This is a genomic window from Collinsella sp. CLA-ER-H10 (assembly GCF_040092475.1).
In the GTDB taxonomy this organism is placed as follows: Bacteria; Actinomycetota; Coriobacteriia; order Coriobacteriales; family Coriobacteriaceae; genus Collinsella.
In genome coordinates this window covers 1-24013 of record NZ_JBBNLM010000011.1, presented here as the reverse complement: position 1 = coordinate 24013, position 24013 = coordinate 1, and the positions used below count along the sequence as shown (strand labels likewise).

19 protein-coding genes are annotated in these 24013 nt (G+C 57.5%); 4 read left to right on the top strand and 15 right to left on the bottom strand.

All coding sequences use genetic code 11. The features are described 5' to 3' along the window. Nucleotides 1-29 precede the first annotated feature (29 nt). From AAAX36_RS06160 to AAAX36_RS06095, 14 genes are all read right to left on the bottom strand, one after another. Nucleotides 30-713, bottom strand: a complete 684-nt coding sequence (locus AAAX36_RS06160; RefSeq protein ID WP_006234872.1) for a DUF3990 domain-containing protein — start codon at nt 711-713, stop codon at nt 30-32. Nucleotides 714-814: 101 nt separating this feature from the next. Further along, nucleotides 815-1405, bottom strand: a complete 591-nt coding sequence (gene yihA / locus AAAX36_RS06155; RefSeq protein ID WP_006234871.1) for a ribosome biogenesis GTP-binding protein YihA/YsxC — start codon at nt 1403-1405, stop codon at nt 815-817. 38 nt (nt 1406-1443) lie between these two features. Then, complete coding sequence (gene mtnN / locus AAAX36_RS06150; RefSeq protein ID WP_118271063.1) at nt 1444-2184, bottom strand: 5'-methylthioadenosine/S-adenosylhomocysteine nucleosidase; 741 nt, start codon at nt 2182-2184, stop codon at nt 1444-1446. Between the two features lie 78 nt (nt 2185-2262). Next, on the bottom strand, nt 2263-3381 hold the full coding sequence (locus AAAX36_RS06145; protein WP_349074629.1) for a serine hydrolase: 1119 nt from the start codon (nt 3379-3381) through the stop codon (nt 2263-2265). Between the two features lie 316 nt (nt 3382-3697). Beyond that, nucleotides 3698-4516, bottom strand: coding sequence for a pyruvate formate-lyase-activating protein (gene pflA, locus AAAX36_RS06140; protein ID WP_349074627.1), 819 nt, complete (start codon nt 4514-4516; stop codon nt 3698-3700). A gap of 174 nt (nt 4517-4690) precedes the next feature. Then, on the bottom strand, nt 4691-5545 hold the full coding sequence (locus AAAX36_RS06135) for a DegV family protein (protein ID WP_229107860.1): 855 nt from the start codon (nt 5543-5545) through the stop codon (nt 4691-4693). Between the two features lie 275 nt (nt 5546-5820). After that, nucleotides 5821-7263, bottom strand: a complete 1443-nt coding sequence (locus AAAX36_RS06130; RefSeq protein ID WP_349074625.1) for a glycoside hydrolase family 32 protein — start codon at nt 7261-7263, stop codon at nt 5821-5823. Nucleotides 7264-7364: 101 nt separating this feature from the next. Further along, on the bottom strand, nt 7365-8816 hold the full coding sequence (locus AAAX36_RS06125; protein ID WP_052044095.1) for a PTS transporter subunit EIIC: 1452 nt from the start codon (nt 8814-8816) through the stop codon (nt 7365-7367). A 45-nt stretch (nt 8817-8861) separates the two neighbouring features. Then, a complete protein-coding gene (locus AAAX36_RS06120; protein ID WP_349074623.1) occupies nt 8862-10244 on the bottom strand; it encodes a family 43 glycosylhydrolase in 1383 nt (460 codons plus the stop codon). A gap of 184 nt (nt 10245-10428) precedes the next feature. Then, complete coding sequence (locus tag AAAX36_RS06115; protein WP_349074621.1) at nt 10429-11439, bottom strand: LacI family DNA-binding transcriptional regulator; 1011 nt, start codon at nt 11437-11439, stop codon at nt 10429-10431. A gap of 301 nt (nt 11440-11740) precedes the next feature. Then, a complete protein-coding gene (gene grcA3 / locus AAAX36_RS06110) occupies nt 11741-11992 on the bottom strand; it encodes an autonomous glycyl radical cofactor GrcA3 (RefSeq protein ID WP_117583521.1) in 252 nt (83 codons plus the stop codon). A gap of 85 nt (nt 11993-12077) precedes the next feature. Next, the gene (gene pflB, locus AAAX36_RS06105; RefSeq protein ID WP_022093918.1) at nt 12078-14129 is read right to left on the bottom strand and encodes a formate C-acetyltransferase; all 2052 of its coding nucleotides are present in this window, start codon (nt 14127-14129) and stop codon (nt 12078-12080) included. A gap of 470 nt (nt 14130-14599) precedes the next feature. Further along, complete coding sequence (locus tag AAAX36_RS06100) at nt 14600-15616, bottom strand: 2-keto-3-deoxygluconate permease (RefSeq protein ID WP_349074619.1); 1017 nt, start codon at nt 15614-15616, stop codon at nt 14600-14602. A gap of 108 nt (nt 15617-15724) precedes the next feature. Continuing rightward, nucleotides 15725-16474: an SDR family NAD(P)-dependent oxidoreductase gene (locus AAAX36_RS06095; protein WP_006234857.1), complete on the bottom strand. Its 750-nt coding sequence runs from the start codon at nt 16472-16474 to the stop codon at nt 15725-15727. Between the two features lie 360 nt (nt 16475-16834). Between AAAX36_RS06095 and AAAX36_RS06090 the strand changes: the two genes are divergently transcribed. From AAAX36_RS06090 to AAAX36_RS06075, 4 genes are all read left to right on the top strand, one after another. Further along, nucleotides 16835-17284, top strand: coding sequence for a MarR family transcriptional regulator (locus AAAX36_RS06090; protein WP_117746638.1), 450 nt, complete (start codon nt 16835-16837; stop codon nt 17282-17284). Beyond that, nucleotides 17281-19647 (top strand): ABC transporter ATP-binding protein, encoded by a 2367-nt coding sequence (locus AAAX36_RS06085; RefSeq protein WP_349074615.1) that lies wholly within the window; start codon nt 17281-17283, stop codon nt 19645-19647. Before AAAX36_RS06090 ends, AAAX36_RS06085 begins: the two co-directional genes overlap by 4 nt. Further along, on the top strand, nt 19647-21503 hold the full coding sequence (locus AAAX36_RS06080) for an ABC transporter ATP-binding protein (RefSeq protein WP_271761298.1): 1857 nt from the start codon (nt 19647-19649) through the stop codon (nt 21501-21503). The genes AAAX36_RS06085 and AAAX36_RS06080 overlap by 1 nt, the downstream gene beginning before the upstream one ends. A gap of 576 nt (nt 21504-22079) precedes the next feature. Then, nucleotides 22080-23111: a 3-deoxy-7-phosphoheptulonate synthase gene (locus AAAX36_RS06075; RefSeq protein WP_148346442.1), complete on the top strand. Its 1032-nt coding sequence runs from the start codon at nt 22080-22082 to the stop codon at nt 23109-23111. Between the two features lie 333 nt (nt 23112-23444). On the opposite strand, the gene AAAX36_RS06070 is transcribed toward AAAX36_RS06075, so the two are convergent. Further along, nucleotides 23445-24013, bottom strand: a 569-nt coding sequence (locus tag AAAX36_RS06070) for an agmatine deiminase family protein (protein WP_349074611.1), incomplete at its 5' end; no start/stop codon positions are given.

Genomic DNA, 24013 nt, shown 5'->3' with positions numbered 1-24013 from the left:
CATCCTCGAGGTAGTAGACGGGGTATGTCCTACTCGGCCCACAATCCGTTAACTCTTGGATCATTTAAATCAACCCTCCCTGCCATTAAATCCCTAATGTCGATACCTTCGGAATCGAACCCGTTAACCGTATCCAAGTATTTGCGTCGAGCATTCTGCTCTCGCTCAAAACGCTTGGGATAAAACTCAGACCCCAAAGCCTGCTTCCAATCGCAGAATCTAATCGCCGAAAATGCGCACTCGCTCATAAGAGCATATTGGATACCCAAATCACCCAAGCGCATGATACGTTGCAGCTGCCTGAGCGAGATCATGCCGCTGACAAACTGTCTTGCAAACGAAAAATAGGAGTCGTCGGCGCGATAACCTCGAATTACGTCATAGGGAGAAATATCAATCAGGCAGTTATCCAGCAGATAGCGAAGTCCTTCGCGCGCCAGCGGTGTCGAAACATTGAACTCCCTATTGTTAGCCAAAATCGCAAGCCAATTGAGAATTGAAAACTCCCCGGACTCCAAATCCAAGACTGCGAGACCATCCATATCGAGCTCATATCGATTTGCAATGCCATCAGACTCAGTCCGACATGCCCACTCCATTGCCATTTCCTCATGTGGCGTGCAATAAAACCCACACCCATAGTCATTGAATTGTCTGCATTTATCCAACGACGGATGCTCGACAACAACCTCCGACCCGTGCCAAAGCTCCATATCGACCTCCAAACAAAAATATCACCCCAGTGATAGTGTACCAATAACTATCACTGGGGTGATATAGATAGATGCAAACTATTGCCTGCCAAGAACCCTTACTAGAGGCAAGCCTCGGCGATGCGCTTTTTGAGTTCGTCGATGCCGGTGCCGGTCTGGGAGCTTGTGATGATTACGTTCTCGGCCGGAACGTTGAGCTGCTTTTTGATGGCTGCTGCCTGGCGGGCCTGCTGGGTGCGACTGAGCTTGTCGGCCTTGGTGAGGCAGACGATAAAGTTGAACTCATTGCCCTGCAGGTAGTCGATCATGTCATGATCGAGCTTGCTGGGATCGTGACGAATGTCCACCAGCGAGACGACCAAGTTAAAGCTGCGCTCGGAGTCGAAAAAGTCGCCGATAAGCTCGGCCCAGCGGTCGCGCTCGGCCTTGGAGCGACGGGCGAAACCGTAACCCGGCAGGTCCACGAAATGCACGTCGTCGGCCTCAAAGAAGTTGATGTTGCTCGTCTTGCCCGGCGTACTGGAAACCTTGACTAGGTTCTTGCGGCCAAATAGCTTGTTCATAATCGACGACTTGCCCACGTTGGAGCGGCCGACAAAGCTCACCTCGGGGCAGGTGGACTCGGGAATCTGCGAAACCTTGCCATAGCTGGCGACGAACTTGGCAAGCTGGTAGTTAATGGAATCGGCCATGGACACTCCTTGGTCGTAGGTTCTTACAAATAGACGCGCTATTGCGCAGCGGCAATGCGGCGGACGATATCGAGCGTAATGTCACTTGCGACACGCGCGTACTCGAACAGATCGAACTCTCGCTCGCAAATTGCATCGTACGCCTCGTCACAATTATCGCTGATAGCGCGCAACACCAGGCAATCGACACCATTTTTGGTTGCGACATGGGCAATTGCCGCGCCCTCCATGCCGACACAATCGGCATGCGTCGCCTCGATAGCGTCGTTGCGCATGGCGGCGCCCGTCACAAAACGGTTACCCGTGGCAATCGTGCCGACCAGGAACTGCTTGGTGCCCTCATTCGAAGCGACTGCATTTGTCGAAGCGTCAACAAACCCACGCTCAGCAAGCACGTCGGCGGCAATATCGACCAGCGCGGGCGTCGAGCCAAACTCCTCGAGCCCCGGTGCGGACTCGGCGATAAGCGCGGTATCGGTATCCAGATAGCGTAGGCGTTTGCCAATGACCACGTCGTCGATATGGAGCTTGGGGTTCAAACCGCCCGCAATGCCCGAAAACACAACAGCCTGCGGAGCATACTTGCTAATGAGGTGCTGTGTTGCAGCGGCGGCGTTCACCGTGCCCATGCCCGCCGTTGTGGCGACAACTGTCAGGCCGTCGAGCTCACCGCTCACAACGGTCAAGCCTGCCTCCCGTGCCTCGCAAACGTCGCTCAGCTCTTCCTTAATCTGCATGATCTCTTTTTCGAGCGCACCGATAATCGCGATGGTAGCCATACCATTCCCCAAACCTATACGAAATTCTCAACCAAGGTATGGTACCAGCATTTTGTTTGACCTCGCCAAACGAACACGCTAAGCCAGTGCAGCTCGCGTATCAAACAGAGCCTTTGCAATCGCAGCCGTAACCTCGCTCGAACGGTCGCTCGATGGCATCGATGTCATGACGCTCATGACATAGGTACGGCCATCGATGTCGATGAGGCCTGCATCGCATGTCGAATAGTAGCCGTCCTCGCTGATCCAACCCGCTTTGTTGCGCACCAAGACCTGATCGTCCGCAATGCCATCGCGAATAAACGAGCGCGATGTTGATGCCAAAAGGCCTGACAACCACTGTGAAGTCTCGGTATCCATGCTCAGATACTCGCTCATCTCGCGCCATAACCTCGCAGAAGTGCGCGGGCAGTAGGTCGGAAAATCACTCATCGGATTCAGTGCCGTTTCGTCATCAACACCCAGATTGGCAATCCAATCCTCATAGCCATCATGGTCAAACGCCGCGCGTAACGCGATAAACGAATCGTTGTCTGAGTTGGCGACGGCATTCTCGATAAGGTCGCGCACCGTCTGCCAACCCATGTTGTAGCCACCATAGGTGCCAAGGAAGTCATCGAGTGAAACCTGGCCCGTCTCGACCAGAGATTCGCAGATGTACAACGCATAGAGTGCCTTGTAGCTACTCGCACCGTACACCTCGACATCAGCGTTATACGTCACGCCCTTACCGCTCGACAGGTCGTAAAACACCACGCCCACATCGCCCAGCTCCTGCGCCTGGTCAAGCGCATTCTGGAGTGCGGCGAGGTTCTCATCCTCCAGGGCGAGGATCTGGTCATCAACCAGTGAGAAGGTCTGCACGGTATCGCCTGAGGGAATATCGTTAAAGTCCGCCTTCGAAAGCCCCGTCTTGAGGTTCGCTGTCGACAGGGTTTGACTTGCGGTGACTTTAGATTCAGAGACCTTTTTGTTTTGCGTCTGTACCGTTGACGCATCTGAATGTGCCATTCGCTCCGATGCGTAGGTTTTGGCGGTAATTCCGAGGATAATAACCGCCGACGTTAGCATCCCAATGGCGGCAATCTTCCTCACGCGGATGCGAGTGTCGGCAAGGCCACGCGAAGACGTGTCCTTCGTCTTATATCTGCTGCCATGCTGCGGCACATACTCGTCCCGCGATGCGATGTTTCGCACGTGGTCTCCTGACTGCTACCGTTTATATACGAGCAGCATGATACCGAGCAGGCATTTCTTTCCAAAGATATTCAGCGGCGTTTAAGGTGTCTTTAAAGAAACCACAAGCGTTTCTATGCATTTTTGCCAATTCTGTTGCACATCTCTACCCAAAACGCAGTTGCGGTGAAATAGTTCCTGTTTGGGCGGCATAAGCCGAAAAACAAGAACTATTCCACCGCAACTTGACGGGGCTCTTTGGCAATCAACTTGGTGCCCAAGGGCGCTCATTTAAGTCTGTCCCCAATGAGTGCCTTTGGGGCGCAAAAATGGCACGCTAGCCGATGGCGTTTTTTAGCTCCGCACGGCGCTCTTTCATGCCGGCCATAACGGCATTGCGCAGCTCGGGCATACGCGCGGTATCCATCTGGGGCACGCCCTCGAGCTTATAGGGAATGCCCAGTTGCTCGTACTTGACGACACCCATCGTGTGATATGGCAGCATTTCCAGGCCCACCACGTTGTGCCATGGAGCGATGAGGCGACCGAGCTTCTCGCACTCCTCCACCGTGTCGGTAATGCCCGGCACAACCACGTGGCGGATAACGACCTTGATCTTGCGACGGGCAAGCTCATCGCCAAACGCCAGGATACGTGCAGGATCGCAGCCGGTCAGCTTTTTATGCTCAGCCGGATCGGCATGCTTGATGTCGAGCAGCGCCATGTCGGTCTCGTTGAGAACGGCATCGAACTTCTCGGGATGCTGAGGGTCGAAGGCGTAGCCACAGCTATCCATGCAGGTATGTACACGACCATCGGGGTTGTTGTGCATTGCACGGAACAGGTCGGCCAAAAACTCGGGCTGCAGAAGTGGCTCGCCGCCCGAAACCGTAATTCCGCCGCTGCGGTAAAACTCATGGTTACTCTGGAACTCGTCCATAAGGTGCTCGACGGTCACCATGGTGCCGCCGCTAACCGACCAAGTATCGGGATTGTGACAATACGCACAGCGCATGGGACAGCCCTGAACAAACACCACAAAGCGGATGCCGGGTCCGTCGACCGTTCCCATCGTCTCGATTGAATGCACGCGGCCTAGGGCAAATGCGGAATCCTCAGGACGAGCGTCCACACCCTCAAGCGTCATCTCAGCCATTCCCGCTACCTTGCCTCTCCTTGGATGCAACCAATTAAAATGCCAGAGCCATTCTAGCCCATGCGCTTGCGTTTAAACGTCTCGGGCTAGAATGGCACGTTTTAATCTATCCCCCATCACCATGGCTGGGGTCTACGTCGAGATGTCAGGCTGAAGAACGCTCGCCTGCGGCCTTTACGCCTTAAGCGTGAGCACCGCACCGAAGGCGGTCGGGCCACAGTGGCTCGAGATGACGCCGCCGACTTGAGTCCAGGTAACGTCCTTAAAGCCCAGGTCATGCGCATAGACTTCCATGTCATCGCGCAGCTCCTGGGAAAGGCCCACCGAATACGCCAGGCCAATGTGCGAGTAGTCAATCTCGCCCTTCGCAACCATGTGGTCAATGAAGGCGCGGGCGCACTTGAGCATAGAACCGCGGAACTTCTTGGTCGCCACGAACTTACCGCCCGTCACCTCAATGCAGGGCTTAATCTTGAGCAGATGGGCACCAAGGAATGCGACGTTGGACAAGCGACCGCCCGCCTTAAGGAAGGCAAGGTCCGTAGGAACAAAACCCAGCAACACGCGGTCCATGACGGAGTTCGTAAATGCAAAGATCTCGTCAACGGTGGCATCGGGATGAGCCTCAATATACTTGGCGGTCTCGACGACAACGAGCGACTGGCCCACCGAGACAAAGCGCGTGTCCATGGAGAACACGTAGTCGCGCCCCTGAGCCGCAATCTTAGAGGACTGATGCGAACAGGTCGTGGCCTCGGAATATGCAAGATGCAAAATAGTCGCGTCGGGTTGCTCGGCATGGATGCGGTCGTACACATGCGCAAAATCCGCTGGCGAACAGCCACTGGTCTTGGGCATCACACCAAACTCGTTGCAGCGCGAATAAATCTCGAGCGGATCGATCGAGCCGTCCTCGACGGTCTCGTCACCAATCGTGACATGCATGGGCACGCGCACGATGCCGTAGCGCTCGCAGAGCTCCGGCGTTACATCCGACCCAGACTCAACCACGATTACATACTTGCCCATTCTTATCACGACCCATCTCGACATTGGCTTTTCAATACATGACACGCGCGTCGCGCTGTTGCACAACGGCATCTAAGCGCCAAAGAGACGCCGCCCTTTGCACATAACAAAGGACAGCGTCTCCCTGGAAAACTCCGTGCTTAACTGAGATTTTACACGGTTTATTAAGGAGTGTTACTTATTCCGCAAACGGTCGCTATACGCGATAAACGGTAGTTGGCCGCGGCAACTGCGACACATTCCGCCCAACAAGTCCAATCGTGCTCCATGCACGGTTAATGAGCGAGGCGGTAGAAATCCATCGACGCCGCGCCCTCGGCGTGCAGCGCCATCGCCGGAACCGCCGACGAATAGGTACGGCTCGTAAGTGCCGCCTCACCGCCGTTGGCAAAAATCTCGACCATCGTAGTGTCCGAAAGCACGCGCAGGTCGCGAAGCTCGCCGAGCTCAATCGACCTCTGGTCGCGCCCATAGCCTTCGTCACCCATGTCGAGGGTAAGCATCCCGTCCGCATAGCGCACAAAGACACCCTTGCGAATCTCGAGCTCAACCATCTTGGCGCCCTCACAGGAAACCACGAGATCAAACAGGCGGCCCGGCTCCTCAACGGTTTCACCGCCTGTCGTGCGAACGCAGTCGCCGCGCATCCTCTCAATCTCGTGCGCCGGCTGCTGGCAGAGCTTACCATCGCGCATGCTCAGCTCTCGCGGCACCGTCAACGCGCACTGCCACCCGCGCGCCACCGTCGGGTTTTCCGCCGTCGCATCGGGGCAACCCGACCATCCGATCATCAATCGCCGGCCTGCAGCATCCTCAAAGGACTGCGGAGCATAGAAATCAAAACCGGCATCGACCATCGGAGGCATGCCCTGGCCGACGATCTTAAAGCTCGGCGCCCCCCAATCGGCCTCGATGGAGAACCACACGCACTGATGCGGATTGCGGTAACGCCAGCCATCGGCGGGCACGCCCTGCGGACAGCAAACGAGAATAAGCTCGCCATCGAGCTCAAACAGATCAGGACACTCCCACATAAAGCCAAACTTCTCGCCCAGCTCAATGCGCGTCGCATAGCCCCAGTCCTCTAGATCACGCGAGGTATAGACAAGCACGCACCCGCGATCGTCTTTCGTACGAGCGCCGAGAACCATGTAGTAGATACCGTCGTGTTCAAGGATCTTGGGGTCGCGCACGTGCGTACCGATATCGTCGGGGTAATCGACCGGCCCAACAGCTATGCGCTTCTCGCCCAATTCGTCGGGATTCTCGGCAACCATATGAATTTGGTTTTGCTCACGGCCCGTCAACACGTAGTCGTAATCATCACGGTCAAAATGTTTAACGTTGCCGGTATAGAAGTAGTGAATCTTGCCATCACGTACAAAGGCAGAACCAGAATACGCTCCACTCGAATCCAAATCGGAATCGGGGAACAGCACGGGGCCGTGATTCTCGTACGTCACAAAATCCTTTGTCGTCAGATGGTTCCAAAGTACTGGACCGCCATGCGCAGCATCGAACGGATCGTATTGATGATAGATGTGATACGTATCACCAATCTGAACCAAACCATTGGGGTCGTTGAGCCAGCCAAGCTCAGGCTCCACATGGAACAGGAGTCTATCGGGGTCGGATGCGATGCGAGCCACCGTCTCATCCTGTCCGGCACGCCACTGCTCATAGTCCGCGCATGTCACCTTATTTTTTTGATTAAACATCGCCGTTGACTTTCTCGTCTATGGGAAAGGACGCTCGACTCACACGAGCCGAACGCCCTTCCCCAAATGGACTTATCCGCACATTACGCTGAACGGCTCAACTAGAAGCTAACGTCGAAGCCAGCGCCAGCGCCCTCTTCATCGGTGGTCGGCACGCCCTTTGCCTTGTTGTAGGCAAAGATCAAGACGATCGGCACGATGAAGGCGATGAGATTGCCAGCCACATACCACACGAGCGTCTCGGGCGTAACGATGAGCAGGCCAAGCACGCCGGTCAGACCCTGACCGATAGCGCGCACCTCAAAGAGCTTGACGAAGGCACCGCCGCAGCCTGCACCGATGCATGCGCAGATGAACGGAATGATCGAATAGCGCATGTTTGCAGCAAAGATAGCGGGCTCGGAGATTCCGACCAGCGTCGGGATAAAGGACGACATGCAGATGTTGCGCTCTTTGGAGTGCTTCTTGTGAATGAGGTACATACCGATGGCGCCGCCGCCCTGGGCGATGATGGAAACCGACCAGATGGCCTGGATGTAGTTGAAGCCAGTCGTGGCAACAAGGTTTGCCTCGATACCCTGGATGAACTGATGCGTACCGGTAACGACGAGCGGCTGCAGGAACGCGGCGAAGACAAAGGCACCAAAGACGCCCATCCTGTTGTACAGGATATCGATTACGCCGGCGAGGACGTCACCGATCAGGTTGCCGAGCGGGCCGAACACGGTGAACAGGGCAACGTTAGCAAGAATCAGGGTAACGGTCGGGACAAAGACGAACGAAACGACCTCGGGGATGTACTTCTGGGCAATCTTCTCGACCTTGGCCATAAACCAGGCAGTCAGGATTGCGGGGAACACACCGCCCTGGAAAGCAACCATGGGAATGGATAGCGGACCGAAGTTCCAGTACTCAGCACCCGTCGGGTCCATAACGAACGTGTTGCGGTTCATAAGGCTCGGGTGAACCATGACGATACCGACGAGGATGCCCAGGATCGGGTTACCGCCAAAACGCTTGACCGCGCTGTACATAACCAGGACAGGCAGGTAGTCGAACGTGGTGGCGATAATGGCAAAGAAGCTTGCGAGGTTCTTGAGGAACTCGCTGTGATCGGCGAGGCTGCCCTCCATGCCAAAGAGGCCGTTGGCAACGATCAGCGACTTAAGGCCGATGATGATTGCAGCGCCGACGAAGGCGGGAATGATGGGGATAAAGATGTCCGAGAATACCTTGAGGACCGAGAAGAACTTGCCTTTCTTGTCCGCCTCGGCGCCCTTGACCTCGGAAGCACTGATCTCCTTAACGCCCGTCAGAGCCATAAACTCATCGTAAACCTTGTTGACGGTACCGGTACCGAAGATGATCATGAGCTGGCCGCTGTTGTACAGCACGCCCTTGACGCCATCGATGTTCTCGAGCTCGGCCTTGTTGTATTTGCTCGTATCCTTGAGCACCAGACGCAGACGGGTCACGCAATGCGTGGCGCCCTCGATGTTCTCCAGTCCGCCGACGTTGTCGACGACTTGCTGGGACACTGCCTTGTAGTCCATGTTCCTCTCCATTCCTTTTCTAAATCATAAAACGGTTCGTTGCCGCTACAGAGAAGCGATCGTTGCGTTTGCGCACTTGAGCGCACCGTCGGTGACGGTAAGCGCCACACCCTGGCCCTGCTTATTGCAGAAGCGCGCGTTAAGCGCAACATCATCGACAAAGATGGTCGCGATATCGTCGTCAACGACCAGGCGCACATGATGAGTGCCCTCGCCCTTAAAGAACAACGGACGCTCGAGGCCCATGTTGTTGACCTGGAACCACGGATACTGGGGGGCCGCCGTGAACTCGAGCTTGCCCTCACGCAGGTTGGCGCGGAACTCATAGGCAAGACCGGACTCGGCGTCCTCGGCAAGCTTCACCGAGAAGCCGGCAGCGTCACCGGCGAGCTCGATGTCGGCATCGAGCAAGTAGGTGGAGCCGGCATCCGCGGCGAGCACCTGCTCGACCTTGCCCGACTCGCAGGAAAGCTCAAAGGCCTCGACTGCCTTAGCCTCGCCAAAGGCGCCAAGCATGCTGTCGGGGAGCTTGGTGCCGAGCGTTCCGTCAGCACGCTGAACGATCTCGAGAGGCATAAAGGTGCCACCCCACAGGTAAGAGCTGGGGTCACCGCCCTCGTCACGCGTAGGAACCCAACCAAAGAGAACGCGGCGCTCGCCATCAAATGCGGTACGCGCGGCATAGTACGCGCGGCCATCGAAGGAATCGTCCGCAGGAGTGATCCAAGGACCGTTGATAGAGCGAGACATGCGGTAACGGGTCTTGTTGCCATCACTGTACTCGGAGAACACCAGATACCACCAGTCGCCCATCTTAAAGAGATCAGGCATCTCGAACATGGTGTACAGGCCCGGATTCCACCAGTCGCCCTGGAACTCCCAGGTATCCAGGTCCTTGGAGGTGAACTTGACCAGACGACCGGTCATCAGACGCTTGTCCTCGCCCACACGCGTGCCGAGGATGAGCATGTACTCTTCGTTCTCCTCATCCCAAAGCACAAAGGGATCGCGCCAGTTGCGGTCATCGTAACCCTCCTGGGGCGGAAGCAGCGTCTCGGCAATGTTCTTCTCCCACTTGACGGCGTCGTCACTCGTTGCGTGAAGAAGAACCTGCTTCATCAAGCGTGCCTTGACCTTATCGCGATTGCAACCAGTGTAGAGCGCATGGTACTTGTCGCCCACCTTAAACACCGTGCCGGCATAAACATACTGGTCGACTTCCTCGTCGCCGCCACGCTCAAGGCTCTCGCCAAAGTCTTTGTAATTGACGAAGTCCTTGGTCGTAGCGAGTGCCCAGCCAAACGGCTCTCCGAAAGGTCCGGGGTTACGCGTGTCACGCTGGTGATAGAGATAGAACGTGCCGTCCTCGCCGTACGGCATGATGTCGCCTACCCAAATTCCCTCAGGCTGGTAATACACCTTGTGCATCCGAGACTTCCTTTCTCACGAGATACTAGCTCGGTACAACTGCAAGATATGTCAATCGTTTTCATATGTCAAACGTTTTCACACCAATACATCTTTTCGCAGTTCCAGTCGTCGGCAAACGGTTGACATATGCCGGCGAACGGTCATCAGAGGCGTTTGAGGAATTCTTTTGGCACGGGATGAACTACGCGGTTTTACCCTCAATGAGTTCAACGGGGAGCTTGATATTCGATTCGGGCTTTTCGCCGTTAACAAGAGCGACGATGGATTGCGCCGCGAGCTCACCGATGCGATCGATATCTTGGCGTACGGTTGTTAAGTCAGGCATAAACGTCATAGTGCGGCGGGCACCATCCGCGCCCACGACCTTAATATCATCCGGAGCGCTCAAGCCGCGCTGCTTCATCACGTTAAGACAGATAGCCGCCATCGTGTCGTCTCCCGCAAAGATGCCGTCAATATCGGGGTTCTCATCGAGGATCTTCGCAACGACCGCGCTCTTTTCGTCGTCGGGCTTAACGAACTCGACCTCACGGACAAGCGCGGGCAAACCGGCCTGCTCAACAACATCGAGGTAGGCATCGGTACGCTTATTGGCAGGCATGCGCATGCGGCTATTGCTGCGCAGGCACAGGATGCGTGAACATCCGTCATCGATCAGGCGACGCGTGGCAAGTTCGCCGATGCTATAGCTGTCGCTCGCAATCTGAACAGAGGCTTCGCCAAGGTCGCAGTCGATACCAACCAGACTCAAGCCCATCCCGGCATACGCCTCGGCACCGATATTAAGCGAGTTGACGATGACGCCATCAACCATATTGCGTCGAAGCATGTCGATATAAGAGCGCTCAAGCTCGGGTCGATTGGCGCTATTGCACAGCAGCATCTTAAAACCGTTTTCGGCCAGGGTATGCTCAATGACTTGAACCACTTGGGCATGAAACGGACTGCTGACATAGGGGACGATCATACCGATAAGATTCAGGCGACCGTTGAGCATGGCACGGGCGATATCGTTGGGCGTATAGTTGATGCGCTTCATCGCGGCATGGACCTTATCGCGGGTCTCTTGGCTAATATAGCCGCGATTATTAAGCACGCGAGATACCGTAGTAGGCGAAACCCCCGCCACCGCTGCAACTTCCTTGATGCCAGGCTTAGCCGTATCCTTAGAACGAGCACTCTCGCGAGCCATAACACCCTCCCCCATCAACATGTCATACGTTTACATACGAACAAAGCATACCCCAACAACAGCGGGAAGACGGTAACAGCACAAGTAAGTAAACGACTCATCCAAATAATTAGGAGAGTTCCGCCTAAAGGGTGACTACACAGGACCCCGCCGGGGCTGCTTGGGCTATCTCCCAAAATATTCCGCAGGACGCAAGAAGCCCTCGCCGCACGAAGTGCGCAGCGAGGGTTTCTTGCATGTCCGAGGACGTTTTGGGAGGTAACCCAAACAGCCCCGGCGATCCTGCGGGAGTTAAATCCCTTTAGAACTTGTCGTGGAAGGTACGCGAAATGACCTCGTCCTGCTGCTCCTTGGTGAGCGTGTGGAAGTTCACGGCATAGCCGGAAACGCGGATGGTCAGCTGCGGGTACTTCTCGGGGTGAGCCTGAGCGTCGAGCAGCGTCTCACGGTTGAAGACGTTGATGTTCAGGTGGTGGCCACCCTTCTCGGCGTAAGCGTCGAGCATGTGGACCAGGTTATCGGCCTGAGTCTCGGAAACTTCAGAAACCTTCATAATGTGTCTCCTTCGATTGATAGGCGCCGGCCGAAACCGGCGCACTAATCAGTAATCGTTATTGTTAGTATAGCACTAACAATAGTTACTCGCCCAGCTGATCAAGGTCGATATCGCCAAAGAACACCTGATCCTCCTTGCCGAGCGCACTCGGAATGATGGAGAAGGTGTTGGAGATGCCGTCCTGAGCATCGCGGAACGGGAGCTTGGAAACCGAAGACAGCGAAGCGATGGCGCCGTGGCTATCGCGCTTGTGCATGGGGTTAGCACCCGGGGCGAACGGCTGGCCAGCCTTGCGGCCGTCGGGCGTGGAGCCGGTCTTCTTACCGTACACGACGTTGGAGGTAATGGTCAGAACCGAGGTCGTGGGCACGGAGTTGCGGTAGGTGTCGTTCATGCGGATGTACTCCATGAACTGGTGCACAACGTCGTGAGCGATCTGGTCGACGCGGTCGTCGTCGTTACCGTACTTGGGGAAATCGCCCTCGGTCTCGAAGTCGACGATAATGCCGTTCTCGTCACGGACGGGGTGGACCTTGGCGTACTTGATGGCAGACAGGGAGTCAGCCACGACGGAAAGGCCAGCGATACCCGTAGCGAACCAGCGGTGCACGTGCTTGTCGTGCAGAGCCATCTGGATGCGCTCGTAGCAATACTTGTCGTGCATGTAGTGAATGATGTTCAGCGAGTTAACGTACACGCCAGCGAGCCACTTCATCATGTCGTTGTACTTGGCCACAACGTCGTCGTAATCGAGCGTATCGCCCTCGACGGCGCGATACTTGGGGCCGACCTGCTTCTTGGAGACCTCGTCAACACCGCCGTTGAGTGCGTAGAGCAGGCACTTGGCAAGGTTGGCGCGGGCGCCGAAGAACTGCATCTCCTTGCCGATGCGCATGGAGGACACGCAGCAGGCAATGCCGTAGTCGTCACCGTGATAGACGCGCATGAGGTCGTCGTTCTCGTACTGGATCGAGGAGCTGGCGACGGAAGTCTTGGCGCAGAACTTCTTGAAGTTCTCGGGCAGACGGGTCGACCACAGAACGGTCATGTTGGGCTCGGGGCTGGTACCCATGTTCTCGAGCGTGTGCAGGTAGCGGTAGCTCATCTTAGTAACGAGCGTACGGCCGTCAACACCCATGCCGCCGATGGACTCGGTGACCCACTGCGGATCGCCGGTGAACAGGGCCTGGTACTCGGGGGTACGGGCAAACTTGACCATGCGGAGCTTCATGATGAAGTGATCCACGAACTCCTGGATCTGCTCCTCGGTGAAGGTACCGTTGGCAAGGTCGCGCTCAGCGTAGATGTCGATGAACGTGGAGGTACGGCCGATGGACATAGCGGCGCCGTTCTGCTCCTTAACGGCAGCGAGGTAGGCGAAGTACATCCACTGGATGGCCTCCTGCGTGTTGGTAGCAGGGTTGGAAATATCGAAACCATAGGTCTCGGCCATCATCTTAAGCTCGCCGAGGGCGCGGATCTGCTCCTGCAGCTCCTCACGATCGCGGATGTTGTCGGCGGTCATGACCGTCGGGGTGGAAGCCTTCTGGGCCTCCTTGTCCTTGATCAGGTAGTCGACACCGTACAGGGCGACACGGCGGTAGTCGCCGATGATGCGGCCGCGGCCATAGCCATCGGGCAGACCGGTGATGATGTGGGCCGAGCGGCAAGCACGCATCTCGGGGGTGTAAACATCGAAGACGCCGGCGTTATGGGTCTTGCGCTCGAAGGTGTAGCGCTCGACAACGTTCTCGTCGACCTTGTAGCCGTGCTGGCTGGCAGCCTGGCAAGCGATGCGGATACCACCGTTGACGTGCAGCGCGCGCTTGAGCGGCTTGTCGGTCTGGAGGCCGACGATGGTCTCCTTCTCGCGGTGGGCGTTATCGATGTAGCCAGCGGGGTGGCTCACGATACCCGTGACAGTCTTGGTGTCCATATCGAGGACACCGCCCTGCTCGCGCTCCTTGAGCAGCAGGTCGAGAACCTCGCCCCACAGCTCCTTGGTACGCTCGGTCGGACCGGCGAGGAACGACTCGTCGCCCTCATAGGGGGTGTAGTTCTTCTGGATGAAGTCTCGGACGTCAACTTCTCCCGTCCAGATGCCTTCCTTGAAGCCTTCCCATGCCTCCTGCATTGTGTAACCACGCTCCTAGTTACGTGTAATGCGGCGCTCTCTCACACCGCTGCTTATTGAATTCTTGAATTATCGGCTTGCACTACCGGCTTCTTCCGTTCTTCACCACACGTTGGTACAGGGAAAAACGTTTGTCCACCTTGGAACTGCAACCCAAAACCCAAGATTTCACCCGTTTGAGAAGGATAACATAGCCACCCCCTTCATCAGGGCTGTTATATGTTTCTTTTTTTATACCATTAGGGCGTTTTTAACAAATCCGCAGGAAATGCGAGCGCGAGCAACTACCGTTCACCGATTTGTTTGGTATTTTTCCTTGCCTTTGTACGACGTTCACTCTAGCTGTTATGTCAGCTTTATCAGGGTAAAGTACCCCAGAGACCCTTCAGAAACTGAAGGGCGGCCACGGGATTTCCCCCGGGGCCGCCCTATGGCGTGGCTAGTTATTTAGCTTTGATTGCCGTTTGGCATTAGGCGGCTGCGGAAGCCTTGTCGGTCGTTGCCTTGCTGTTGCTCTGCTGGCCCTCAAAATGCTTGTAGCACCAGCTGGTGACCAGCGGGGTCAATATAGCCGTCACGATTGCGCAGGCAGCAACCTGTGCCGTAGCCGTCGCGAGCACGGCGCCACCGTACATGGCCCCGTTGACGCTTGCCATGGCAGCAGGCGTAGCCACATTGGCTCCGGCGCAGCTCGAAATGGCCGCACCTGCGACACCCGTGCCGCCCGTGAGCTTGTCGACCGCGATGACGGGAATTGCAAAGATCACCGAGCAGATCACGCCGAGCAGAATACCGGGAAGACCGCCATTAATGAGCTGGCCAAAGGTCATGGTCGAGCCCATGGCAAAGAAGACGAGCACGATGACGGCGGAAAGTGCCGGTGCCATCATCTTCTTAAAGCTGGGGAAGACGTTGCCCAGAATAATGCCGACGACGATCGGCAGGATGGCACCCACGAGCGACCAGCCGATCGGAGCCTGGCCGGCAGCGCCGAGCACGATCATCGTGACCGGAGGGCCGACAACGAGCGTGGTGATTGCGACAGCGCCACGCTCGGCCTCATTGCCCATGGTGCCCATCAGACCAGCGTACATAGCGTTGTTGGCGCCGGTGCAAGCCGCCAGCATCACCATGGCAGAGATGCCAAACAGGTTGTCGTTGAACACATAAAGGATGAGCAGCGACATGGCAACGACCACGATCTGCTTGACGGCGATGATGATGGCGCCGCGGGCAGCGGCGGCAGGAGCGCTCTTAAACGAAATCGTCGTACCGACGATGAGCAAAAAAGCGCCCACGAGCGGGCCAGCGCCCTGCTGGGTCATGCCAAGCGTAAAGCTGCCGAGCGTTTTGAACAGGTCGGGGAATAGCGTGTTGAGCAGACAGCCCAACAGAAGCGGCACCAAGATATTGGCGCCCGGGATGGAGGACATCTTAAAGAACGGCTCCTTTGCCGCCGGCGCCTCCACCGCAGTCGATTCACTCATATATATCTCCTTTGGATGCATGCGAATCGTAGCCGCATGCGCCTATATCAGAAAGAAGGCGACGGTCCCGAGTCGCAGGAGCCGTCGCCGAATAATCGTCGCGGAGTATTACCCGTCCAGAACGATGCCACCGTCGCAGTCACCGATCTCGCCGTTCACGAAGCTGGCGAGGTCGGAAGCGAAGAACAGCACCATCTGCGCAGGCTCGCTGGCCTGGGCGGCGCGGCCCAGAGGAATACCGTTGATGATACGCTGAGAGTTCTCGTCAGAGAGAATCGAGGTCATATCGGTCAACGTGAGCGACGGGCACACGGCGTTACAGCGGACGCCAAACTTGCCGCCTTCCTTGGCGACTGCCTTGGTCAGGCCGTTGACACCGGCCTTAGAGCTCGCGTAGGCCGCGGTGCCGAGCAGGCCGCCACCGATCTTGCCAGCGACAGAGCTCACGTTGACGATAGTGCCGGCATGGGCCGCCTTAAAGTGCGGGTACACGGCGTTCATCATAGTGAAGGTACCGTTGAGGTTGATATCGATGGTGCGACGCCACTCGGTGTCATCGATCTCGTCGAACTTCTTGGTGCTGATGACGCCAGCGCAGTTGATCAGGATGTTGGTTTGCGGCAGGTCCGTAAAAATCTGCTCGACGGTCTCGCGCGCCTTGGGTGCATCGGCGACATCGAGCTGATAGAACTTGTTGCCCTCGCCAAGCTCGGCCACCGCGGCCTCGCCCTTAGCAGCGTTCCTTGCGATGAGCGCGACGTGTCCGCCGCCCGCAACGATGCCCTTGGCAATCTCGAGGCCAATGCCCTGAGTGCCGCCGGTAACGATCGCGGTTTTGCCCGTGAAGTCAAATGCCATGACTCCAACCCCCTTGATTCAGGTGTCTCCTTGCGGGAAGTTGGAGCATCGCACGTGGCGATAAATGAGTCCCAGTCGTCATGGTGGTGACAACCCCTCGCCTAACCGCGGGCATAATAGTTCTTTGAAACGCTTCAGCGATTGAATTTTTTACTCTTTATGCGCTCTTTATATTGCCCAGCAACCAGGTAGTTTTTGGGACATGCCTAGAGATCTGCCCCTAACTTTGCTGGCACCGACGGTGTACGGAGATCGCCTAAAGGCAGTTTTCTAGGCATGTCCCAAAAATCTTCCGTATAGGGCGCGCGTGCAGGGGTATCATCTTCCACCGAAAATAGTTTCTAGTGTTAGGGGTTTTCGGTGGAAGATACCGATTTCCATGAGCTTGGACGCCAGCTCCTTACCGAGTTTGGCAGCATGCATCAGCGCGTTTCGCGCTTTGCGGACAAAGCTCTCGGCGGCGAGATGGCCGTCATGCGCGCCCTCATGCTCGCTGGCGGTTCGCTCACGCCGAGCGAACTCGCAGATCGCGCCTGGGTCTCGAGTGCCCGCATCGCCAATATCCTACGCGCTCTCGAAGCCAAGGGCTGGGTCGAGCGCGAGCACTCAAAGACCGACCGTCGTCGCGTACACGTCACGGTGACCGACAAGGGATTCCATGATCTCGAAATCAAGCGTCGGGAATTCGAGGACCGCACCGCGGCCTTCCTCGAGCAGTTCGGCGAAACAGATACCCAAGAGATGGTGCGTCTTCTAAGACGTGCCAACGAAATAATCGACCGCAACCAAGAAAGGAGAGATGCCGAGTGAGGATTCTCAAGCTCTTTAAAAAGCATGTCCTGGCACTGTTCGCAGCTATCGTACTTATCGTAATCAGCTGCAACGCCGATCTGGCGCTGCCTACCTATATGAGCGACATCGTCGACGTGGGCGTGCAGCAAGGCGGCATCGCCTCGCCCGTGCCCGACACCATTCGCGCCGAATCGCTCGACGACCTCGAACTCTTTATGAGCGCCAAGGACGCCAAGGCTGTGGAGGCCGTGTTTAGCAAGGCTGACAAAAACGGCATTCGAACGTACAAGGGTACCGAGGAAGAGCGTGCCGATGGAGGCAAGATTGCCGGCATTATGAGCCTGCCTGAGACTGTCGTCCTTTCGCTCAACCAGGGCATCGATGCCAACTCCATGGGCGACATGATGGGCACGTCCGGTGAGAAAGACAACAGCGGCGCCCAGGCCATGCCCACGCCCGAGCAGATGGCGGCGATGACGCCCGAGCAACTCGCCGAGATGCAGCAGAAGGCCGCTGCGGTGCAGAACATGCAAAAGCAGATTGATGCCGACGGTGGCAAGATCACCATGAAGAGCCTGCGTCTAGGCGTTGAAGGCGGCCTAATCGACCAGGGCAAGCTCGTTGAGGGCGCCAACCAAATGGCGGACAAAATGGGCTCCATGTCGGGCTCCATCGTCACCCAGCGCGCCGTGAGCTATGTGCAGGACGAGTACAAGGCACAGGGCATCGACCCCGCCGACGTGCAGAACGCCTACCTGGGCCGCATGGCGACCACGATGTTTGGTCTGTGCCTAATCTCGCTGGTCGCCACCATCCTGACCGGTGCCGTGGCTTCGCGCACCGCCTGCTCCATCGCCCGCGACCTGCGCCGCGAGACCTTCAACAAGGTTATGCACTTCTCGCCGGCCGAGGTGGGCAAGTTTAGCCAGGCCTCGCTCATCACCCGCTGCACCAACGACATTCAGCAGATTCAGATGGCCGCAACCCTGTTTATCCGCATGTGTCTGATGGCCCCCGTCATGGGCATCGTCGCCGTCATGCGTGTCCTGGCCAACCACACCGGCCTGGAGTGGACCATCGCCGTGGCCATCATCGCGGTCTCGGCCGTCGTCGGCGTGCTTATGGGCCTCACCATGCCCAAGTTCAAAAAGATGCAGAGCTTTGTGGACCGCGTGAACCTTACCGCCCGCGAGCTGCTCGACGGCCTTATGCCCATCCGCTCGTTCAACCGCGAGGAGCATGAGCTCGAGCGTTTTGACAAGGCTTCGCTCGACCTGATGACCACGCAGCTCTACACCAACCGAGCCATGAGCTTTATGATGCCGCTCATGATGCTCGTCATGAACTGCATCACCGTGCTTATCGTCTGGTTTGGCGCGCAGGGCGTGTCCGACGGCGTGATGCAGGTCGGCAACATGATGGCGTTTATCTCCTACACCATGCAGATCGTCATGGCGTTTATGATCCTCACCATGGTTTCGGTCATCCTGCCCCGCGCCGAGGTCGCAGCCGAGCGCGTGGAAGAGGTCATCACCTGCCCCACGAGCATCAACGACCCTGCCTCGCCCAAACTGCCCGCGGCCAGCGCGCCGCGCGGTGAGCTCACCTTCCGCGACGTGAGCTTCCAGTATCCCGATGCCCGCGCCGACGTCATTAGCGGCGTGAACTTCACCACGCATGCCGGCCAGATGCTCGGCATCATCGGCTCCACGGGCTCGGGCAAGTCCACGCTCGTGCAGCTGATTCCGCGCCTGTACGACGTCACAGGCGGCAGCATTTCGCTTGACGGCGTCGACGTGCGTGACATGACTCTCTCCGAGCTGCGTCGCCGCATTGGTTACATCCCGCAGCAGGGGCGCCTGTTCTCGGGTACTGTCGAGAGCAACCTCAAGTTTGCCGGCGACATGGTGAGTGACGAGGATATGCGCCAGGCAGCACGCGTCGCCCAGGCGGAGGACTTTATCGCCGAGCGCGAGGGCGGCTACGACTCCCCCATCAGCCAGGGCGGCTCCAATGTTTCGGGTGGTCAGCGCCAGCGTCTGGCCATCGCCCGCGCGTTGGCCAAAAAGCCCGAGGTCGTGGTGTTCGATGACTCGTTTAGTGCCCTCGACTACAAGACCGACGCGCGCCTACGCGAGGAGCTGGCCAAAAACGTTACCGACGCCGCGCTCGTGGTCGTGGCCCAGCGCATCGCGACCATCATGCACGCCGACCAGATCATCGTGCTCGACGACGGCCACGTAGTGGGCACCGGCACGCACAAGGAGCTGCTGCGCAGCTGCCCGGCGTACCTGGAGATCGCACAGTCGCAGCTTTCCGCCGAGGAGCTGGGGCTTACCCAAGAAGAAATTGCAGCCGTCATGGAAGGAGGCGAGCGCTAATGGCAGACGAGACCAAGACTCAGATTCCCAAGCCCACCCGCCAGCGTGGTCCCATGGGCCGCATGGGCGGCATGCGTCGCGGCGAAAAGGCCAAGGACTTTAAGGGCACCATGAGGCAGCTGCTCGGCTATATCGGCCAGCACAAGATTGCCGTGTTTGCCGCCGTCGCCTTTGCCGTGTGCTCGGTCATCTTTAACATTGTGGGACCCAAGGTGCTCGGCCAGGTTACGACCAAGCTGTTCGAAGGCCTGGTCGCCAAGGTCAACGGCACCGGCGACGTTGACTTTGACTGGATCGCCAAGACGCTCGGCTTTTTGCTCTGCCTGTATCTGGCGAGCTCTGTCTGCAGCCTCATCCAGGGCTGGCTCATGACCGGCGTCACGCAAAAGATTTGTTACCGCATGCGCAAGGAAATCGCCGCCAAGATTGCCGTCGTGCCGATGAGCTACTTCAACGGCCACAGCAAGGGAGACGTACTCAGCCGCATCACCAACGACGTCGATACGCTGGGTCAGTCGCTCAACCAGAGCGTGACGCAGCTCATCACGTCGGTGACGCAGATTATCGGCGTGCTCGTCATGATGCTTTCGATCAGCCTGCCGCTTACCGGCGTCACCGTGCTCACGCTGCCGGCCGCCGCGATTATCCTGACCGTAATGATTCACTTCTCGCAGCCGTACTTCCGCGAGCAACAGCAGGTTCTGGGCGCCGTCAACGGCATTATCGAGGAGGACTTTGCCGGCCAGAACGTCATCCAGGTGTTCGACCGCGCCGAGGCCTCGATCGAGGAGTTCGACCGTCAAAACGACCGCCTCTTTATTAGTGGCTGGCGCTCGCAGTTTCTGTCGGGCCTGATGATGCCGCTTATGAGCTTGGTGGGCAACATGGGCTACGTGGGCGTCGTCGTGGTGGGCGCACAGCTCGCACTGACCGGCAACGCCACGCCCGGCGACATCCAGAGCTTTATCCAGTACGTTCGCAACTTTACGCAGCCCGTGCAGCAACTGGGCAACGTGAGCAACACGATGCAGTCGATGGCAGCCGCCACCGAGCGCGTCTTTGAGTTCCTGGCCGCGCCCGAGGAGGAGCAGAAAGCCGACGCGCAGATTCCCGAAAAGCGCCCCGGCCATGTGGAGTTTGATCACGTCAAGTTTGGCTATACGCCCGACAAGACCATCATCCACGACTTTAGCTGCGAGGCGCAGCCCGGCCAGACCATCGCCATCGTCGGTCCTACCGGCGCCGGCAAGACCACGCTCATTAAGCTGCTGCAGCGCTTCTACGATGTGGACGGCGGTTCGCTGCGCGTCGAGGGTGTCGACGTGCGCGACTGGGACCGCGCGGCGCTGCGCGGCGAGTTTGCCATGGTGCTGCAGGATACCTGGCTGTTTAACGGCACCATCCGCGAGAACATCCGCTACGGACGCCCCGATGCAAGCGATGCCGAGGTCGAAGCCGCTGCACGCGCCGCACGCTGCGATCACTTTATCCATACGCTCGCCGGCGGCTACGACTTTATGATCAACGAGGAAGGCACCAACCTGTCGCAGGGCCAGCGCCAGCTCGTGACCATTGCCCGTGCCATTTTGGCCGACCGCCCGGCGCTAATTCTGGACGAGGCAACCTCCAACGTTGACACTCGTACCGAGGAGCTTATTCAGCGTGCCATGGATGTGCTGATGCAGGGCCGTACCAGCTTTGTTATCGCGCACCGCCTGTCCACGATCCGCAACGCCGACGTGATCTTGGTGATTCGCGACGGCGATATCGTCGAGAAGGGCACGCACGACGAGTTGCTCGCCCAGGGCGGCTTCTACGCCGACCTATATAACTCGCAATTCGACGAGGCGGCGTAAATTCTGCTGCAGGGAACGAATAACGCCCGAGAACGGGGACGCAGGACAACCTGCGCCCCCGTTTTTTCGTCCACGGCACTCGAATTAGCTCTCTTGGGGCCCGATTGACAGCCCCTTCCGGACCCTGTGGCCAAAAAAGGTCAAATATGAGTACTGTTACATTTTTAGTAGCAGCCAAAACCGCCTCAAATGACCTCTTTGCGGCTTCTATACGCCTTCAAATTAATCAAAACGCCCGTTAACATGCTTCTGTGTGCCAACGTTAATGAACATATTTGCTGTTATGCCTATTATCTTGTAAGCTCGATATGAGACTACGCCAGCAACAGTACTCATATTTGCCATTTTTTGCCCACGGGGTATGCCGCAGAAGATCCAACTTGCTCCAGCGTGCCGTACGCCGACCCCCTTCCGGCGAGTGCCGACATTTTCCCAGATAAAACCGACCAAAATAAACCTGTCCCTTTTTGGTAGGTTTCGGGGTGACAAGGGGTTGCACTTTAGCGTGCGACAGCGGATAATGCCGAGCATTCGACAATACGCTTATTGCTCTTTCTATAGATTGAGGAGACCCCTATGGCCATGGAATTCAAACGCAGGCTGCCGATCCCCATGGAGATCCGCGAGGAAATGCCACTTTCTGCCGAGCTTACCGCCAAAAAGCAGGCATTTGACGCCGAGGTCGCCAAAGTCTTTACCGGCGAGGACGCACGCAAGGTGCTCATCATCGGCCCGTGCTCTGCCGACCGCGAGGATTCGGTGCTTGAGTACATGAACCGACTGGCCAAGACCGCCGAGGAGGTCAAGGACAAGCTCATCATCATTCCGCGCGTCTACACCAACAAGCCGCGCACCAAGGGCACCGGCTACAAGGGCCTGCTGCACAACCCCAACCCCGAGGCTCCCGACGATCTGCTCGAGGGCGTCAAGGCCATCCGCCATATGCACCTGCGCGTTATTGAGGAAACGGGCTTCTTCACCGCCGACGAGATGCTCTATCCGTCCAACTACCAATACCTCGTCGACCTGCTGAGCTATGTTGCCGTGGGCGCACGCTCGGTCGAAAACCAGGAGCATCGCCTGGTGTCGAGCGGCATTTCGGTACCCGTTGGCATGAAGAATCCCACTGCCGGCTCTACCACCGTTATGCTCAACTCCATTTACGCCGCGCAGGCGCACCAGAGCTTCATCTTCCGCAACTGGGAGGTCGAGTGCGACGGCAATCCGCTCGCGCACGCCGTTATGCGTGGCTACATCGGTCTCGATGGGCGCACCTACCCCAACTACCACTACGAGCACCTGGAGCGCCTGGCCGAGCGCTATACCGAGCATGCCGGCTATGCCAATCCGGCAGCGATCATCGACTGCAACCATGACAACTCGGGCAAGCGTCCGCTGGAGCAGTATCGCATTTGCAAGGAAGTGCTCGACAGCTGCCGCCGCAACGAGTCCATCTCCAAGCTGGTCAAGGGCTTTATGATCGAGTCTTACCTGGAGGACGGCAACCAGCCGGTCGACGGCGGCGTCTTTGGCAAGTCGATCACCGATCCGTGCCTGGGCTGGGAAAAGACCGACTACCTCATCCACGAGATCGCGGAACGTATTTAGTTACGCGGTTTTACCAAACCGCGTAACGGCTCGACGCTGCAAACCCGCCAGAACGGCAATCTGCCTTTCAGCTTCGACGGCATGACCAGAAGGTCAATGCCGCCTCGCTTCAAGGCACCTTGCTCGCTCTGGCGGGTTTTCGCTGACGTTTTTCGACCTGCATCGTTGCCAGGGTTGGCACCAATGACTAATGCGGTAACAAGCTACGTCGGTCCGCTTGACCGGCTGGGTTTCTGAGGTGCGGCAGATTCCCGTGAAATAGGAGCGCCGCGCACTTTGGGTACGCAAGCGACAAATGAACGGGAAGGTGCCGCACCTCGGGAAGACAGACAGTTACGCCGAGGGTTCCTGCTGCGTAATGCAGTGGATATTTCCGCCACCGAAGACGACCTGCTCGGACTGAACGCCGACGCACTTGTAGACGCCCTCGCCCCAGACCTCGTCGTAGATCTTCTGGAGCGTGTCAACGGCAAGTTGATCGTTCTCGTCGCCGTACTGCGGGACGATAACGCCGTGGTTGGTGACCAGGTAGTTCATGTAGGAGGCGATCAGCGGCTCGTCGGCAACGCGCGGCTCGGCGTTCTCGTCGGCGTCGATGGTGTCGCAGGAAGCCTGGTCCATGAACAGCGGGTTCACAGGCATGCAGAGCTTGTAGACCTTCATCTTGCGGCCCTTGGCGTCAACGGCGTTGGAGAGGGTCTCGTAGACGGCGTGGCATTGCTCGTAGAACGGATACTCGGGATCGTCGGTCCAGATGCAGGCCATGACGCCCGGAGCGATGAACGTGGCGACGTCGTCGATGTGGCCGTTGGTCTCCTCGGGGTCGATGCCCTCCTTGACCCAGATGACCTTCTCGACGCCCAGGTAGTCCTTGAGGTGCTCGTTCATGTACTCGCGAAGCT

Coding starts and splice junctions, on each gene's coding strand:
- AAAX36_RS06160 (WP_006234872.1), bottom strand. CDS start 713: ATGGAGCTTTGGCACGGGTCGGAGGTTGTTGTCGAGCATCCGTCGTTG.
- yihA (WP_006234871.1), bottom strand. CDS start 1,405: ATGGCCGATTCCATTAACTACCAGCTTGCCAAGTTCGTCGCCAGCTAT.
- mtnN (WP_118271063.1), bottom strand. CDS start 2,184: ATGGCTACCATCGCGATTATCGGTGCGCTCGAAAAAGAGATCATGCAG.
- pflA (WP_349074627.1), bottom strand. CDS start 4,516: ATGGCTGAGATGACGCTTGAGGGTGTGGACGCTCGTCCTGAGGATTCC.
- AAAX36_RS06135 (WP_229107860.1), bottom strand. CDS start 5,545: ATGGGCAAGTATGTAATCGTGGTTGAGTCTGGGTCGGATGTAACGCCG.
- AAAX36_RS06130 (WP_349074625.1), bottom strand. CDS start 7,263: ATGTTTAATCAAAAAAATAAGGTGACATGCGCGGACTATGAGCAGTGG.
- AAAX36_RS06125 (WP_052044095.1), bottom strand. CDS start 8,816: ATGGACTACAAGGCAGTGTCCCAGCAAGTCGTCGACAACGTCGGCGGA.
- AAAX36_RS06120 (WP_349074623.1), bottom strand. CDS start 10,244: ATGCACAAGGTGTATTACCAGCCTGAGGGAATTTGGGTAGGCGACATC.
- AAAX36_RS06115 (WP_349074621.1), bottom strand. CDS start 11,439: ATGGCTCGCGAGAGTGCTCGTTCTAAGGATACGGCTAAGCCTGGCATC.
- grcA3 (WP_117583521.1), bottom strand. CDS start 11,992: ATGAAGGTTTCTGAAGTTTCCGAGACTCAGGCCGATAACCTGGTCCAC.
- pflB (WP_022093918.1), bottom strand. CDS start 14,129: ATGCAGGAGGCATGGGAAGGCTTCAAGGAAGGCATCTGGACGGGAGAA.
- AAAX36_RS06100 (WP_349074619.1), bottom strand. CDS start 15,616: ATGAGTGAATCGACTGCGGTGGAGGCGCCGGCGGCAAAGGAGCCGTTC.
- AAAX36_RS06095 (WP_006234857.1), bottom strand. CDS start 16,474: ATGGCATTTGACTTCACGGGCAAAACCGCGATCGTTACCGGCGGCACT.
- AAAX36_RS06080 (WP_271761298.1), top strand. CDS start 19,647: ATGGCAGACGAGACCAAGACTCAGATTCCCAAGCCCACCCGCCAGCGT.
- AAAX36_RS06075 (WP_148346442.1), top strand. CDS start 22,080: ATGGCCATGGAATTCAAACGCAGGCTGCCGATCCCCATGGAGATCCGC.